Annotated in this window: 17 protein-coding genes and 1 pseudogene; 9 read left to right on the forward strand and 9 right to left on the reverse strand. The window is 70.8% G+C overall.

Annotated features, from left to right (window positions below; genetic code table 11):
• On the forward strand, positions 1-1,382 hold a 1,382-nt coding region (locus E2651_RS15895), incomplete at its 5' end, for a DUF6519 domain-containing protein (RefSeq protein ID WP_209446165.1).
• Positions 1,383-1,421: 39 nt separating this feature from the next.
• On the opposite strand, the gene E2651_RS15900 is transcribed toward E2651_RS15895, so the two are convergent.
• On the reverse strand, positions 1,422-1,997 hold the full coding sequence (locus E2651_RS15900) for a hypothetical protein (RefSeq protein ID WP_135331789.1): 576 nt from the start codon (positions 1,995-1,997) through the stop codon (positions 1,422-1,424).
• A gap of 350 nt (positions 1,998-2,347) precedes the next feature.
• Between E2651_RS15900 and E2651_RS15905 the strand changes: the two genes are divergently transcribed.
• From E2651_RS15905 to E2651_RS15920, 4 genes are all read left to right on the forward strand, one after another.
• Positions 2,348-2,875 (forward strand): peptidoglycan DD-metalloendopeptidase family protein, encoded by a 528-nt coding sequence (locus E2651_RS15905; protein WP_135331790.1) that lies wholly within the window; start codon positions 2,348-2,350, stop codon positions 2,873-2,875.
• 79 nt (positions 2,876-2,954) lie between these two features.
• Positions 2,955-3,377, forward strand: a complete 423-nt coding sequence (locus E2651_RS15910) for a hypothetical protein (RefSeq protein ID WP_135331791.1) — start codon at positions 2,955-2,957, stop codon at positions 3,375-3,377.
• Between the two features lie 33 nt (positions 3,378-3,410).
• A complete protein-coding gene (locus E2651_RS15915) occupies positions 3,411-3,785 on the forward strand; it encodes a hypothetical protein (protein WP_135331792.1) in 375 nt (124 codons plus the stop codon).
• Positions 3,786-3,910: 125 nt separating this feature from the next.
• Positions 3,911-4,393, forward strand: a complete 483-nt coding sequence (locus E2651_RS15920) for a Rieske (2Fe-2S) protein (protein WP_135331793.1) — start codon at positions 3,911-3,913, stop codon at positions 4,391-4,393.
• 80 nt (positions 4,394-4,473) lie between these two features.
• Here the strand turns inward: E2651_RS15920 and E2651_RS15925 are convergent.
• Both E2651_RS15925 and E2651_RS15930 read right to left on the reverse strand, forming a co-directional pair.
• Positions 4,474-4,813: pseudogene (locus E2651_RS15925) on the reverse strand (nitroreductase/quinone reductase family protein); the annotation flags it as partial.
• Positions 4,814-5,035: 222 nt separating this feature from the next.
• Entirely contained in the window at positions 5,036-5,680 is a 645-nt protein-coding gene (locus E2651_RS15930) for a cysteine hydrolase (protein WP_135331794.1), read from the reverse strand.
• A 207-nt stretch (positions 5,681-5,887) separates the two neighbouring features.
• Here E2651_RS15930 and E2651_RS15935 point away from each other — a divergent pair, with 207 nt between their 5' ends.
• The gene (locus E2651_RS15935; protein WP_135331795.1) at positions 5,888-6,355 is read left to right on the forward strand and encodes a pyridoxamine 5'-phosphate oxidase family protein; all 468 of its coding nucleotides are present in this window, start codon (positions 5,888-5,890) and stop codon (positions 6,353-6,355) included.
• 18 nt (positions 6,356-6,373) lie between these two features.
• Here E2651_RS15935 and E2651_RS15940 read toward each other — a convergent pair whose 3' ends face one another.
• Positions 6,374-7,276, reverse strand: coding sequence for a LysR family transcriptional regulator (locus E2651_RS15940; protein ID WP_135331796.1), 903 nt, complete (start codon positions 7,274-7,276; stop codon positions 6,374-6,376).
• Between the two features lie 38 nt (positions 7,277-7,314).
• On the opposite strand from E2651_RS15940, the gene E2651_RS15945 reads away from it, so the two are divergent.
• A complete protein-coding gene (locus E2651_RS15945; RefSeq protein ID WP_209446166.1) occupies positions 7,315-8,316 on the forward strand; it encodes a DMT family transporter in 1,002 nt (333 codons plus the stop codon).
• Positions 8,317-8,323: 7 nt separating this feature from the next.
• Here the strand turns inward: E2651_RS15945 and E2651_RS15950 are convergent, their stop codons facing one another.
• Positions 8,324-9,655, reverse strand: coding sequence for an aminotransferase class I/II-fold pyridoxal phosphate-dependent enzyme (locus tag E2651_RS15950; RefSeq protein ID WP_135331797.1), 1,332 nt, complete (start codon positions 9,653-9,655; stop codon positions 8,324-8,326).
• Between the two features lie 37 nt (positions 9,656-9,692).
• Between E2651_RS15950 and E2651_RS15955 the strand changes: the two genes are divergently transcribed.
• Positions 9,693-10,397, forward strand: coding sequence for a pyridoxamine 5'-phosphate oxidase family protein (locus tag E2651_RS15955; RefSeq protein ID WP_135331798.1), 705 nt, complete (start codon positions 9,693-9,695; stop codon positions 10,395-10,397).
• An 83-nt stretch (positions 10,398-10,480) separates the two neighbouring features.
• Here E2651_RS15955 and E2651_RS15960 read toward each other — a convergent pair whose 3' ends face one another.
• From E2651_RS15960 to E2651_RS15970, 3 genes are all read right to left on the reverse strand, one after another.
• Positions 10,481-11,452, reverse strand: coding sequence for a DMT family transporter (locus tag E2651_RS15960; RefSeq protein ID WP_135331799.1), 972 nt, complete (start codon positions 11,450-11,452; stop codon positions 10,481-10,483).
• 154 nt (positions 11,453-11,606) lie between these two features.
• Positions 11,607-12,647 (reverse strand): EamA family transporter, encoded by a 1,041-nt coding sequence (locus E2651_RS15965; protein ID WP_167828807.1) that lies wholly within the window; start codon positions 12,645-12,647, stop codon positions 11,607-11,609.
• A 46-nt stretch (positions 12,648-12,693) separates the two neighbouring features.
• A complete protein-coding gene (locus E2651_RS15970) occupies positions 12,694-13,248 on the reverse strand; it encodes a Clp protease N-terminal domain-containing protein (RefSeq protein ID WP_167828808.1) in 555 nt (184 codons plus the stop codon).
• Positions 13,249-13,440: 192 nt separating this feature from the next.
• Here E2651_RS15970 and E2651_RS15975 point away from each other — a divergent pair, with 192 nt between their 5' ends.
• Positions 13,441-13,629, forward strand: a complete 189-nt coding sequence (locus E2651_RS15975; protein ID WP_135331802.1) for a hypothetical protein — start codon at positions 13,441-13,443, stop codon at positions 13,627-13,629.
• 20 nt (positions 13,630-13,649) lie between these two features.
• Here the strand turns inward: E2651_RS15975 and E2651_RS15980 are convergent, their stop codons facing one another.
• Positions 13,650-14,465 (reverse strand): putative protein N(5)-glutamine methyltransferase, encoded by an 816-nt coding sequence (locus E2651_RS15980; RefSeq protein WP_135331803.1) that lies wholly within the window; start codon positions 14,463-14,465, stop codon positions 13,650-13,652.
• Between the last annotated feature and the right edge of the window lie 39 nt (positions 14,466-14,504).

Genomic DNA, 14,504 nt, shown 5'->3' on the forward strand with positions numbered 1-14,504 from the left:
CCACTCCCCTCACTCCCCTCACTCCCCTCGGCCCAGGCAGGAAGCACCCCATGCACGGCGACTTCTCCCGCGTCACCTACGATCCCGCCCGGCGTTTCTCCTCGGTCCTCTCTCAACAGGGGCGGGTCCAGCTCGATGCCGAGATCAACGAGCAGACCGCGATCCTCCTGCACTACGTGCGCACACTCGCCGCCGATCTACTGGGGCCGGCCGCCTACCCGCCCGACAAGGACGAGGACTCCCTCGGCGGGTTCGGGGTCGACGGATTCGACGGGGACACCTTCAGCGTGGCACCGGGCCGGATGTACGTCGACGGCATCCTCTGCGAGTGCGACGGCACCGACTACTGGGACCAGCCGGACGGCCACCTCGCATCCGACCTGGAGGACGACCGGCTGCCGTCCGGGCCGTTCCTCGTGTACCTGCGGGTGTGGGAGCGCCTGATCACCGCGGTGGAGGCGCCCTGGATCCGTGAGGTGGCGCTCGGCCCGGGCGGCCCGGACACGACGGCACGCACCCGCGTGGTCTGGCAGGTGTGCCGGCTCCCGCTGGAGCCCGGCTCCTTGCGGCCGGACATGCGCAGCGCCCCCCGCCTCCTGCTGGACCGCATCCGGGGCGACTTCGAGCCGCGCGGTCGGCTCGCCGCCCGGACCAGGCGCCCCGACGAGGAACTGGCCGCCGCCGGGCTGCACCCGTCCTCCGGCTACCGCGGTCCAGAGAACCAGTTGTACCGGGTCGAGGTGCACCAGGGCGGCACGGTAGGGATGGCGACGTTCAAGTGGTCGCGGGAGAACGGCTCGGTCGTGCTGCCCGTCCGGGAGATCGACGGTGCCACGGTCGAGCTGGAGACGCTGGGCCGCGACGACAAGCTCGGTGTGGACATCGGCGACGTGGTGGAGATCGTCGACGACGCTGCGGTGTGCCGCTCCGCCTCGGACAGGCCCGACGCGAGGTGCGGACGGCTGTACACGGTCCGCGAGGTCGACTACGCCGGATACGGGGTCGTGCTCGACGCCGAACCCACGGGCGCCGGCCGGCGCCCGTCCCTTCACCCCTTCCTGCGCCGCTGGGACAGCGAGTGCGGAGAGGGGGGAACGGCCCTTCCCGTACGGGAGGGCGCGTGGCTGCCGCTGGAGGACGGCATCGAGATCCGCTTCTCGAGCAGCAACGGGCCCCACGTCTACCGCCGGGGTGACTACTGGCTCATCCCGGCCCGGGTGCTCACCGGGGACGTCGAATGGCCCCGCAGCCGCGAGGGCGAGCCGCTGCGGCGCCGCCCCCACGGGGTGCACTACCGCTACGCCCCGCTCGCCTATGTCGATCCACGCGGCGACGGTTTCGAACTGGTCGACCTACGGGTGCCGCTTCGGCATCGGCGGTAGGCCGGCGGGGCGGGCCGGTCGGAGTCCGGCGAAGAGGATTCAACGTCCGGCGAAGAAGAAGATGAAGATCATGCAGGCGGTGAAGACCAGGAGGACGAGCAGGGCCACGCCCCAGTGCGTGCCGCCGGTCGACACCTCGGCGCCGGTGGTCAGGTTGTACAGCCGCTTGACCCGCAGCGTGCCGCGTCTGGCCTTGCCCTCGACGCGCACCCGGTCCCCGTCGTTGACGGCGCCGTCGAAGGAGTCGCCGCGCATCTCCACCGGGACCAGTCCCACGGGGCGGCCTCGGCGGTCGTACACCTCCACACGGAAGTTGCAGACGATGACCGTGCCGGTGTTGCCCCCGCTGCCACGCACCTCAGTGCGCACCTGCACGTTGCACGCCACGCCCTCGACGCTGCCGCTGCCATGGAGGGTGCCGACGGGGAGCGGGGGCGGCGGTGGCTTCGGCCGCGCGAACACGGCCCCGGGCCAGTGGCGCCGCCACCCTCGCGTCACCGTGTCCTGGCCCTCGTCGTAAGCCGGGAGCCAGGCACCGCAGTTGCGACAGCGCTGGGCGTCGGGCGGTGCCTCGGCTCCGCACCGGTCGCACGTCCAGGCGCCGTCCACCGTCATGACCTAGTCGCGGATCGAGGCCAGAGGTCGTCATTGGAGGCACTGTCCTCGTTCACCTTCATCACCTCGAGGACGGTCTTGTTTCGACGGCGTGCAAGATAGTTGTGGGCGTGCAAGACAGTTGTGGGCGTGCAAGACAGTTGCGCCTCACCGCCGCCGGATCGCGGAGAATTCGGATCGGGCGGTAACGGCTCCAGTATAGGTGCGACGCCCTTGGGCAGCCATCGCAGAATTCGTTTCGCATTCCACAACTCTCTTTTCCCGAAGGGTGATTGCAGTCGCCATCGACCAGGCGGGACGGAAGACTGGATTGTGGTTGGGCAGGTGGCTCGAACAGGGAGGCAGGACAGATGTCCGCATTCACCATCGACATGTCGAACCCGTTCCCCAGTGGCTTCACCGTCGGCCTGGGCGGACCCGGCACAGGGGGCCACCAGTCGCCCCACTGGTACATCCAGTACGGCATGGATCTCGGCGCCCCGGCGGGCACGCAGGTGCACGCCGCCTTCGACGCCCACATCACCAAGTACAGCCCGCACGACCCGGGCACCGACAGCGGCAAGGTCTACGGCGCGCAGCTTTTCATGCGCTCCCCCAACGACGAGATGGGCGGCTTCTACACCCACCTCACCAACGTGCCGGGCGGGCTGGGCGTCGGCACACAGGTCTCCCGCGGGGATGTGCTGGGCCACGTCCACGAGTTCGCGGGCATCGACTCGCATCTGCACCTGGCGCTGGTCGAGATCATCGGCGGCGCGCCCAACGGCACGTACCAGGGCGTGGACCTCTACCGAATGTTCCAGGACACGGCCAACTCCGGCACGGTCACACCGGTCACCTTCAACCAGGACGGCTCACCCCCTGTCGGCGGCGCCTGAGTTCGTTGAGCGGTTGGCGCCAGATGAGTTATTCACCAGGGGCCCCAACGAATGTGGGTCCTCCGACATAGGGGTTGACATGGCAGACACACTTCCTAATCCGGCAAGCGACAACACGACCCGATTCGAATCCGCACCCGACGGCACCTTGATCCCGATTCCCTCAGAGGCGCCGCAAGGCAAGGCAGTTCGAGACGATGCCCGGGTCACAGTCGGCGCACGTCAGGAAAGCGGCTACTACGTGGAGATCTACAACGGTCCACCCGACCCGCCAAGTGAAGTCATCGACCTGATGGGCGAGATCCTCACCGAGGCCGGCATGAAACGAATCGAAGAGGCGCTCATTGGCGGAGCACCCAAGACCGTGGGTTTCCTCGCTGCGGCTGCCGGCGTACTGGCCTCGGTACTCACCACCTCACCCCTGCTGAACGAGCAATTCTTCAGAGGCACCATGGACGACGGGACGAACGTCACGTATGCGGTGCTTACTCCCAAGAACTAGGAGACGGCCGCGTCCACAAAGGAGGATTAGCCCATGCCCGATATCCTCTTCACGAACCCTGAGAAGCCAATCGTTCCGAGCGCGGCAATCATCAGGGAAACCGATTCGTTCCAAGTCCAGTGGAGTGCGGTCAACCGCAGCGATGCCGACGTCGAGGCCTTCACAGACCGACTCGTGATCACGAGAATCCCAGAAGGCTGTCCCGGCAGTGACGATGCGGAACACCCAGTGGTCTTCGATGAAACCTTCGACGAGCCGGCGCTGGCGACCGGCGAAGCCGGTCCGCTACAGGGCCCGACCGTAGGGCCCTTCGCCGCAGGTGCCTACCGGTTGACGGTGACACTCGCCAACGACACTGGCGCCGGAGACGAAACGTTCAACTGCATCAACATCGAACCCGCAGCATAGAAGACCCGCAGCATAGAAGAGGGGAACAGATTTCAGTCGGCAGAGCGCGAGAGCATGGCCCCTTACTCGCGCAAGAAGCGCTTGAGCGTTTGAACACAGCGGGGCGCCGCCGCGTACCACCAGGCATGAACGTTTCCAAGGACTCCCTGCCCGCACCCTCCCGCCGTTCCGTCGTCGCCGCGGCCGGCGTCGTCAGTCTGGCCGTCGCGCTCACCGCCTGTAGCGACGGCGACGACGGATCCGATCAGTACGGCTACGACGACTCCGCACCGGCCGAGAAGAAGTCCCCGGACGGTGCGGGGTCGTCCGGTGGCGCCGGCGGTGCCGTGCTCGCCAAGACGTCGGAGATCCCCGTGGGCGGCGGCAAGATCTTCAAGGCCGAGGGGGTGGTGGTGACCCAGCCGACGAAGGGCGAGTTCAAGGCCTTCTCGAACCGCTGCACCCACAAGCAGTGCCCGGTGACGAGCGTCGAGGGCGGAACCATCAACTGCCCTTGTCACGGCAGCAAGTTCGACATCACCGACGGCAGCGTGAAGGCATCGCCCGCGCCCGCCCCGCTGCCCCCAGCCGAGATCAGCGTGGACGGGGGCTCCATCATGCTGACCTAGGACAAAGTCGCTGGCCTAGGTCTAGGAGGCGGGCGGCACCGGCGGCCACGGGATGTCGGCGATCAGGGCGACCAGTTCGTCCTCACGTACCGCAGTTGATGACGCAGCCAGGTGTGGATCTCCAGCATCTTGTCGGCGAGGCTCGTGACCTCGCGGGGCCCTTCGCCCGGGGCGGGTTCGGAGCGCTCCAGGGCCACGACCGGCAGGATCCTGGAGGTCCGCTCCTGGTAGTCGGCGTATCCGGGCACGGCTTCGGCGATGCGCCGGAAGAGCTGATCACGGCGTGGCGGTGGTCCGCTTTCCTGACTTGGCACCGGTGGTGGTGAGCAGGAGGAGATCGCCGCCTTCGAAGGGGCCGCCGACCTTCCCCGCGTTGGCTCGGAACTCTTCGATGACGGACTGGTTGAACGATGTGGGCATGCGGCTGTGGCTCTCCGGGCAAGAAGGTGAGTCCGCGCAGGACGAGGAAGAAGAGAAAGAGATCAGTACGTCAGATACGGGATGCGGAGTACGAACTCATGACACGTCCCTGAGTGAAGGCGCTCGCCCGGCATCCGGCCTGCCCACTGCTCTTTGGCCGGTGCCACGCGGCACGCGCTCCATTACGGACTCGCGGCCGTCACCTGTCAAAGCCGTCACCTGTCAAGCGTGGGGCCGCGAACGCTTCCACACGCCGAGGACATCATCGGTGGTGGTGACGGTGGCGACCAGGGCGAGCGTGTTGCGGATCATCGCGGGGGTGTAGTCGGCGGGGGCGCCCGCGATGGCGTCGGCGGGCACGACGGCGGTGTATCCGAGGTTCACGGCGTCGAAGACGGCGTTCGGGATCGCGACGTTCGCCGAGACTCCGGTCACCAGGAGCGTGCGGCACCCCAGGTTGCGCAGCAGCGGGTCGACACCCGTGCCCGCGAGGGGCGAGAGTCCGTGCAACCGCCGTACGACGAAGTCCTCTTCGGACACCTCGATGGGGGGCGCGATCCGCACGGCCTTGGTCCCGGAGAGCTGCTGCACGGGCAGCCGTCCGGCGGCACGGAAGAGCCGCGCGTTATGGTTGGCGCCCCGCCCGTCGGGGCGCCGCTCGGCGACGGCGTGCAGGACCTGGGTCCCGGCCTGGTGGGCCGCGGAGACGAGCCGGGCGACATTGCCGAGGGCGCCCGACTCCCTTGCCTGCTCGGCGAGTTCGGGCAGCGCGCTCTCCGGCCCTACGACGCCCTGCTGGCACTCGACGGTCATCAGGACGGTGGTGGCGGGGTCGAGGAGTTCCCTGAGCTGTTCGTACGACGGCATGGCTCCCCCTGTCGCTCTGTCGCTCTGTCTGTCGCTCTGTCGCTCGGTCTGTCGCTCTGCCTGTCGCTCTGCCTGTCGCTCTGTCGCTGTCCGGGATGCGTCGCGGAGGCTAGCCGCCATTGCGTCACGACGGAAGACACCGCATCCTTCTTTCCTGACGCACCATCAGCCAAGAGATGCCATCAGCTACGGATGTACGGAGGACGCATGGCCGTCACACAGCGCCGGGGCCGCAGGATCATGATGTCGCCGGGCGAGCTCGACGCGTTCCTCTCGACGGAACGCACCTGCCGGGTCGCGACCGTGTCCCGCGACGGCGCCCCGCACGTCAGCGCCCTCTGGTTCGCGTGGGACGGCACGTCCCTGTGGCTGTTCTCGATCACCCGCAGCAAGCGCTGGGCGGACCTGCGAGGCGATCAGCGGATCGCCGTGGTGATCGACACGGGCGAGGAGTACGCGGAACTGCGGGGCGCGGAGCTCTCCGGGGCGGCGGTCTTCGTCGGCGAGGCACCGCGCACGGGCGAGCCGTGCCCCGAACTCGACGTCCCCGAGCGGCTGTTCGCCCAGAAGTACTTCGGGATGGACTCGATGCCGTACGACGGGAAGCACGCGTGGATCCGGCTCACGCCGGACGCCATCTCCTCTTGGGACTTCCGGAAGCTGGCAGAGCTCTAGGCCTCGGGGGAACGCCCCTCACCGCAACCCCGCCCCCACCCCCTGCAGCGCCTCCACCGCCGCCCTGATCGACGGCCGCCGGTCCGCGTCCGTGCGCCACACCACGTACACATGACGCCGTACGCGATGGCGCACCGGGACCGCCTTGATCCCGGCCGGCATCGGGTCGCGTCCCAACTGGGGTGCCACGCAGACGCCGAGGCCCGCGGCCACCAGGGCGAGCTGGGTGTGATGCTCCTCCGCGCGGTGCGCGATGCGCGGCTCGATGCCCTTGGCGCGCAGGGTGAACATCAGCCACTCGTGGCAGAACTCCCCCTCCGCCCAGGTGATCCACTCGTCGTCCGCGAATTCGTCGAGGTCCACTTCGGCGCGGTCGGCGAGCGGATGCGCGGCCGGCATCGCGACATCGGCGGGGTCGTCCAGGAGGGGTGCCTTGACCAGACCTTCGGGCATCGGCAGCGGCTTGTTGTACCAGTCGAGGACGACCGCCATGTCGATGTCGCCGCGCACCACGGCGGCGACTCCCGGCTGCGGCTCCAACTCCTGGGAGCTGACGCGCAGTCCGGGGTGATCGGTACGCAGCACGGAGAGCGTGGCGGGCAGCAGTCCGCGCATCGCGGTGGGGAACGCGGCGATGCGCAGCTCGCCGACGGCCTTGCCGCGCTGCTCCTCCAGGTCTGACTGGGCGAGCTCGACCTGGGAGAGGATGCGCGCGGCATGGTCGGCGAGCAGTCGTCCGGCGTCGGTGAGGCGCACACCCCGGCCGTTCTTGGCGAGCAGTTGCTGGCCCACCTCGCGCTCCAGCTTGGTCATCTGCTGCGAGACGGCCGACGTGGTGACGTGCAGCCCCGCCGCGGCTCCGCTGACCGAGCCGTGCCGGGCGAGCGCGTCGAGGGTGCGCAGCCGCTCCAGATTCAACATGTAAGCGATGCTACGTGATACCCGGCATTTTATCTCGCTTGTGCTACGAGATGGACTGCTCCATCGTGGCGTACATGAGCGTCACCACCACTCCTGTCCCGGCCGCACCGTCGGCCCACTCCCCCGCCCCGCCGCAGCGCCGCCGCGCCCTCGGCCGGCATGTGCGCTTCGGCGTACTCTCGCTGATCTGGGGCTTCAGCTTCCTGCTCATCAAGGTCGGCACGGAGGGGTACGCGCCGTTCCAAGTCACCCTGGGGCGGCTGGTGTTCGGCACAGCCGTCGTGGCGGCGGTGCTCGTGGTGAAGCGTGAGCGGCTGCCGCGCGGGGCCCGGACCTGGGGACATCTCGCGGTCTCGGCGTTCCTGCTCAACGCCCTGCCGTTCTCGCTGTTCGCGTACGCGGAGCTGACCATCCCCTCCACGCTGGCCGGCATCTGCAACGCGACCTCGCCCCTGTGGGGCATGGCGCTCTCCCTGGTCGCGCTCTCCGAGGACCGCCCGACACGGCGCAGGGTCGCGGGCCTGGGCATCGGCTTCTTCGGCGTACTGACGGTGCTCGGCGCCTGGCAGGGCTTCAGCGGCCTGGACTTCGGCGGCACGGCGATGGCGCTGCTCGCCTCGCTCAGCTACCCGATCGGCTGGATCTACGTGCGGCGCACGCTGGCCGGGTCCGGCCACTCCAACCTCTCGCTGTCCGGCGCGCAGTTGCTGGTCGCGACCGTCGAACTGGCCGTGGCCACCCCGCTGTTCACGTCCTTCCCCACGCACTTCCCCGCCGTGCCGCTCCTGGCGATCGTGGCTCTGGGCGCGCTGGGCACCGGGCTCGCCTTCCTGATCCAGTACGGCCTGGTCGCCGAAGTCGGTCCGACGACCGCCCAGATGGTCACCTACTTCATCCCGGTCATCGCCACCGCCGCGGGCGTCGCCGTGCTCGGCGAGTCCCTGAGCTGGTCGACGCCGGTCGGCGCGGTGATCGTCCTGGCGGGCGCGGCCCTCACCCAGTCCCGGCCGAGGGACCGGCGGCGGCCAGGTCAGTCGTGACGCCGCGTCACTCATAACGCCGTGCGGGCGCGGGCCCGACGGCGGATGCGACGGCGTCCGCCACCGTCTCGATGTCCGCGTCGCCGAGCGTCGAGACCGTGATCCGCACCCCGGGCCGCGCGCTCATCCGGAACCGCGCCCCCGGGGCGACGGCCCACCCCGCGTGCAGCAGCCTGGCGACCGCGCCGGTCTCGTCCGGCACGGGCACCCAGACGTTCATGCCGCTGCGCCCGTGCGCCGCCACACCCCGCTCGGCGAGCGCGGCGATCAGCGCGTCGCGCCGCCTTCCGTACGACGCCGCCACCTCGGCGGCGTCCACCACCCCGTCCTCCCACAGCCGCACCACGGCCCGCTGCGACAGATGGCTCACCCAGCCGGGGCCGAGCCGCTGCCGCCCCTGGACGCGGTCGACGGTCACGGGGTCGCCGGTGAGCAGGGCGAGGCGCAGGTCGGGGCCGTACGCCTTGGCCGTGGAGCGGACGAAGGCCCAGCTGCGGGTCACGCCCGCCAGCGGGTGCAGCGGCAGGTCGACGATGGCGTGGCCGTGGTCGTCCTCGATGAGGAGCACGTCCTTGTGCGCTGCAAGGACATCGCGCAGGGCACGCGCGCGTGGGGCGCTGATCGCGGCACCGGTGGGGTTCTGGGCGCGGTCGGTGACGATGAGCGCGCGGGCGCCGCCGCGCAGCGACTGCTCCACATCGGCAGGCAGTGGCCCCTCGTCGTCGACCCCTACAGGGACCGTACGCAGCCCGAGCACCGGCACCAGATCCAGCAGGCTCCCCCACCCCGGGTCCTCGACCGCCACGGCGTCGCCGGGCTTGAGATGCGCCGCGAGCACCCGCTCGATGGCGTCGAGCGACCCGGAGGTGACGGCGACAGGACCGCCGGGCACCCCGTCCTCGGCGAAGGCCACGCGTGCGTGGCGCTCCATGTCCGGGTCCACGGCCGCCTCGCCGTAGAGCACGGGACGCCGGTCGCCCTCCGCCGCCGCGACCGCGAACACCTCGGCGAGCGGGGGCAGCAGCTCCGTGTCCGGGTTGCCGTTGGAGACGTCGCGCACACCCGGCGGCACGTCCACCCGGATCAGCTCGCGCACCGTCGTCGCGGGTTTCGGGCGTACGCGGCTGCCGCGCCGTCCAGCCGTCTCGATGACGCCCCGTTCCCGCAGCGTGCGGTAGGCGGCGGCCACCGTATTGGGATTCACCCCGAGCCGCTCGGCCAACTCCCTCATCGGCGGCAGCAGTTGACCCGGCTCCAGGCCGCCGTCACCCACCGCGCGCTCCACGTCGGCCGCGATCTCGGCTGCGCGCCGGCCTTCGATCCGATACTCTCCTAGCACAAAGCAGATTATGCACTAGTGCAATGGAGTAGGCAACATGAGCGTCGCATCCGAGCCCGGCATCGAGACCGCCACCGACACCGCCTCGTACGCGCCGACCGACCGCACCGTCCCCACCCGCGCCCGGGAGCGTGCCGCGTACGACCACGCCTCGGTGCACGCGATACTCGACGAGGCCTACGTCTGCCACCTCGGCTTCGTGCGCGACGGCGCCCCCGTGGTCCTGCCGACGCTGTACGGCCGGGTGGACGAGACCCTGTACGTACACGGCTCGACGGGCTCGCGGCCGCTGCGGATGGCCGGTGCCGCGCCACAGGACGACCCGGGGCTCCAGGTGTGCCTGACGGTCACCCACGTCGACGGCCTCGTCCTGGCCCGCTCGGCCTTCCACCACTCGATCAACTACCGCTCCGTGGTGGTCCACGGCACGGCGTACCCGGTCACGGACCCCGAGGAGAAGCGCACCGCGCTCGACGCGCTCGTCGACCATGTCGTGCCGGGCCGCTCGGCCGACTCCCGCCCCGCGAACGGCAAGGAGCTCGCGGCCACCGCCGTGCTCCGCCTCGACCTCACCGAGGTGTCCGCCAAGGTGCGCACCGGCGGCCCGAACGACGAGCCCGAGGACCTCGACCTCCCGTACTGGACGGGCGTGGTCCCGCTGCGCAAGGGCCACGACCCCCTCATCCCGGCGGACGACCTGGCCCCCGGCATCTCCGTCCCCGACTACCTGATCGAGCTCTGACAGACGCGGCCGGACACCCCGTCCGTCCAGGAGGACCCGGCTCCCGAGGGGCGCGGCCACACCGGCCGCGCCCCTCGCCGCGCTCAGGCCGGTTCCGACACCAGACCCGTCTCCCGCCGCGCCGCCACCGCACCCCGCGTCTCCGCGACCGCGAGCCCGGTGACCGAGGCCAGCATGAGGAGCGTGCCGACGACGATCGGCAGGGTCAGCTCCTCGCCGAGCAGGACGACCGCGATCACCGCGGCGCTCAACGGCTCGAGCAGCGTGATCACGGAGACGGTCGCGGACCGTACGACCGCGGCACCCGCGAAGTACAGGGCGTAGGCGACCGCCGTCGGGATCGCGGCGATGTAGAGCACATAGAGGCCCATGCGCGCGGGGTCGGCGGTGTGCGGCACCAGGCCCTCCACCGCGGCGAGCGGCAGCAGGCAGACGGCGACCACGGCGAACGACCAGACGGTCGTGTCGGACGAGTCGGCGCCGCCGTCCCGCCCCCACCACCGCGTCAGGAGCGTCATCGCGGCGTACGCGGCCGCCGAGACGAGCCCCCACACGACACCCGGCGTCCGCACACTGGCCCCGCCACCGCCGAGGACGAGCACCACCAGACCGGCGAGCGCCCCTGCCACGGCGACGACCCCGCCGCGCCCGAGCCGCTCACCCATGGTGAGCCGCGCCCCGAGCGCGATGAGCACGGGGCCCGAGCCCATCGCGACGACCGTGCCGACCGCGAGACCGGTCGACTGAACGGACGCGAAGTAGGCGGTCTGGAACACGGCGAGGGCCACCCCGGTCACCACGATCCGCGACAGCCTGCGGCGCAGCGGCACGGCGGCGGACGCGGACGCGGACCGTCGGCGCGGCCGCACGAGACGGGCCACGAACATCAGGGCGAAGCCGCCCACGCAGCGCCAGAAGGACAGGCTCACCGGCCCCATGTCACTGACCTCGAAGACCAGCGCGGCGGCGGCACCGGCGGTGCCCCACGCCGTACCGGCGACGATCAGATAGAAAAGGCCTCGTCCGACGGACAGGCCTGAAACAGCACTCGACACGTTGAGTTCTCCGCAGAAAGAAATTCGGTCCCTGGGATCCGTCTGCGGGCAGCGTCGTTGCACCCGGCGACCCGCCGGGTGTGATGCAGGAGGTGCCCGCGCCTAGGCGGCGGGGGGCGGAAGAACGAGCGCGCGCGAATGCATGATCATCACCCTAAGAGGCGTCGCTGGTGGACGACAAGCTCTTTTCCGACTCGGGCTCGGGCTCGGGCTCGGGCACCCCGCCCGCGGCAGGCTCCCTCCGGGGCTTGGCGGGCGCGGACGACTGGGCGATGAACGCCCCCGCGAGCACCACGGCACCCCCGATGATCTGCGGCGCCGACAGATGCTCGCCCAGCATGACCCAGGCGAGGACGGTCGCGATGACCGCCTCCAGGCAGGCCACGACTCCGGCCACCTGCGGGGAGAGCCGACGCACGGACAGCACCCCGGTGACGTACGCGATGACGGTCGCGACCAGCACGATCCAGCCGATCAGGGCCCACGCGGGGACCGAGGAGCCGTCCATGTCGGCGCTGCCCGCGAGCACCGACCAGTCCATGCCCCACGGCCGGGCCACCACGGTGAGCACGACGGCGCCGATGAGCAGTCCGTACGCGATGACGCCGAGCGGATCAGGGGCCTCGTCCCCCGCGTCGCTGCCCTGGTCGGACAGGACGAAGTAGCCGACCTGACAGCAGGCGGCACCCAGCGCGAGCAGCAGCCCCACCGCGTCGAAACTGAGCCCGGCCCACACCTCGACGACACAGGCGAGCCCGCCGACCGCGAGCACCACACCGACGGCGGCCGCGCGCGTCACGGGCCGCCGCTGCACGAACCGCACCCAGCCGAGGACGAGCGCGGGCGCCAGGTACTCGACCAGGAGCGCGACGCCGACGGGGATGCGGGAGATCGCCGCGAAGTAGCAGGCCTGGACGCCGGCCACGGCGAGCAGGCCGAAGCCGAGGAGCAGCGCGGGCCTGCGAAGGAGCAGCCCGCGGTGGCGCCAGGCGACGGGCAGCATCACCAGGGCGGCACCGGCCACCCGCAGCCACACCACATGCAGCGGGTCAAGGCCCGCCTCGATCAGCGGCTTGGCCGCGACGCCCGAGCCGCCGAAGGCGATCGCCGACCCGAGGGCGAGCCCCAGGCCGACGCCTCTTCCCTGGCCCTGCCGCGAGCCTGACTGATTCCCCTGAGACGCTTGCACCGGCACATCATGACAGGACGTGTCATGAGCGTCATCCTCGATAGGCCCTGTCTCAATCGGCGGACGTCTCGGCGGCCGCCGCCTCCGCCTCGGCGGCCGCCTCGATCCGCCGCAGCAGCGCCTTCGCGTCGGCGCCGGCCCGTCCCAGGACGTCGACCGCGCGGCAGTCCGGATCGGCGACCAGGGCCGCCATGAGGTCCACGCCGACGGCACGCGGCTCGCCGCGCAGGGCCGCCCGCGCGATGGCCGCCTCCATGGCGGTGGCCGCCGACGGCGACAAGACCGTCTCCTTGGCCGGGGTCACCGTCGGCACGGCCCCGGAGTCCTCCACCGTGCCCTGCCACTGCAGTCCGTACCCGATGCTGCGCTGCACGAGATAGCCGAGGAGCCGCACCACCTGGGCGCCGTCGTCGATGACCGCCCGCACATCGGGGTCGGCCTCCAGGAGCGAGTGCAGCAGGTGCGCGGTGTCGATCTGCCGGTCCCCGTCGCGCACCGCGCGTCGGCGCGCACCGGCCACCACCGACGCCAGCGCGACGCTGAGCCGGGATTCGATGTCTGCGCGGGTCGGGCCGGGCTCGGCGCCCTGCGATGTACGGCTTTGCACATCTCCCACCCCATCAGTCCCCGCAGGCGAAGTCATCGGCGGTGGGAAGCATCTTCGCGTCCGACACAGGTTGGGTGCGACTGGGTGGGTTCTCCTCCTTACGGATGAGATCTGACCGTTCTTCCACCGAAGGGCGCGCGCCGCCTTGATGTGCGCCGCAACCATCGCGGCCCCGTCGATCGTCTTGCAGGCATGGAGAGCAGGTGCTGGATGGTCGCGCTGCCCGCGATCGACGGCAGGCAGTACGTGTACCGGGTCTACGCCCCGGATGACGCACTGCCCGCCGATCTGTTCTGGGAGGCCTGGCACTGCCATGACGAGAGCCGACTCCCCCGGGCCTGCGACCTGTTCGACGCGGCGGTGATCCGCAAGGTCGGCTGAGCGCGGGCCACGCCTCCGGGCTACGCCTGCCGCGTCCCGATGATGACCGTCGCGTACAGCTCGTCGTCGCTCACCGACCGCGGCACGAGACCGCCGTCGGCGACCGCTTCGAGCGCGTACGGCACCTGCCGCTCGCTCGTCTCGAACAGCAGCCGGCCGCCGGGGGCCAGCCAGCGCGCGGCGTCCGCGGTCACCCGGCGCAGCACGTCGAGCCCGTCGGCGCCGCCGTCGAGCGCCACCCGCGCCTCGTGGATCCGGGCTTCCGGCGGGAGCAGGCCGACCTCTTCGGTGGGCACGTAGGGGACGTTGGCCAGCAGGACGTCGACACGGCCGCGGAGGGCCACCGGCAGCGGTGCGTAGAGATCGCCCTCGTAGACCTCTCCCCCTATGCCGGCGATGTTGCGCCGGGCGCACCGCACCGCGGCGGGGTCGATGTCGGCGGCGTACAGCTCGACGTCTTCGACGGCGGCGCCCAACGCCGCCCCCAGCGCGCCCGATCCGCAGCACAGGTCGACGACGACCGCTCCGGGATCCGCCGGCTCGGCGGCCTGCCTGACAAGAAACTCGGTGCGCCGTCGCGGCACGAAGACCCCGGCGTCCACGGCGATCCGCAGACCGCAGAACTCCGCCCAGCCCAGGACGTGTTCGAGGGGAAGGCCGATGACGCGCCGCTCCACCATGGCGGCGAGTTCGGCGGGGTCGTGAGCCGCGGAGATGAGCAACTCCGCCTCGTCCTCGGCGAAGACACAGCCGGCGGCGCGCAGCGTGGTGACGACGGCGGCCGGGGTGAGGGAGGACAGGGACGGTGACGCGGGTGATGACGGTGAAGCCGACATGAAAGAACCTTTCGGGATGCCTGTGGGGCTCCCTCGGTC

It is taken from the genome of Streptomyces sp. MZ04, from assembly GCF_004684775.1.
GTDB lineage: Bacteria > Actinomycetota > Actinomycetes > Streptomycetales > Streptomycetaceae > Streptomyces.

Coding starts and splice junctions, on each gene's coding strand:
- E2651_RS15955 (WP_135331798.1), top strand. CDS start 9,693: ATGAGCGTCGCATCCGAGCCCGGCATCGAGACCGCCACCGACACCGCC.
- E2651_RS15980 (WP_135331803.1), bottom strand. CDS start 14,465: ATGTCGGCTTCACCGTCATCACCCGCGTCACCGTCCCTGTCCTCCCTC.
- E2651_RS15935 (WP_135331795.1), top strand. CDS start 5,888: ATGGCCGTCACACAGCGCCGGGGCCGCAGGATCATGATGTCGCCGGGC.
- E2651_RS15910 (WP_135331791.1), top strand. CDS start 2,955: ATGGCAGACACACTTCCTAATCCGGCAAGCGACAACACGACCCGATTC.
- E2651_RS15900 (WP_135331789.1), bottom strand. CDS start 1,997: ATGACGGTGGACGGCGCCTGGACGTGCGACCGGTGCGGAGCCGAGGCA.
- E2651_RS15920 (WP_135331793.1), top strand. CDS start 3,911: ATGAACGTTTCCAAGGACTCCCTGCCCGCACCCTCCCGCCGTTCCGTC.
- E2651_RS15905 (WP_135331790.1), top strand. CDS start 2,348: ATGTCCGCATTCACCATCGACATGTCGAACCCGTTCCCCAGTGGCTTC.
- E2651_RS15915 (WP_135331792.1), top strand. CDS start 3,411: ATGCCCGATATCCTCTTCACGAACCCTGAGAAGCCAATCGTTCCGAGC.
- E2651_RS15930 (WP_135331794.1), bottom strand. CDS start 5,680: ATGCCGTCGTACGAACAGCTCAGGGAACTCCTCGACCCCGCCACCACC.
- E2651_RS15975 (WP_135331802.1), top strand. CDS start 13,441: ATGGAGAGCAGGTGCTGGATGGTCGCGCTGCCCGCGATCGACGGCAGG.
- E2651_RS15940 (WP_135331796.1), bottom strand. CDS start 7,276: ATGTTGAATCTGGAGCGGCTGCGCACCCTCGACGCGCTCGCCCGGCAC.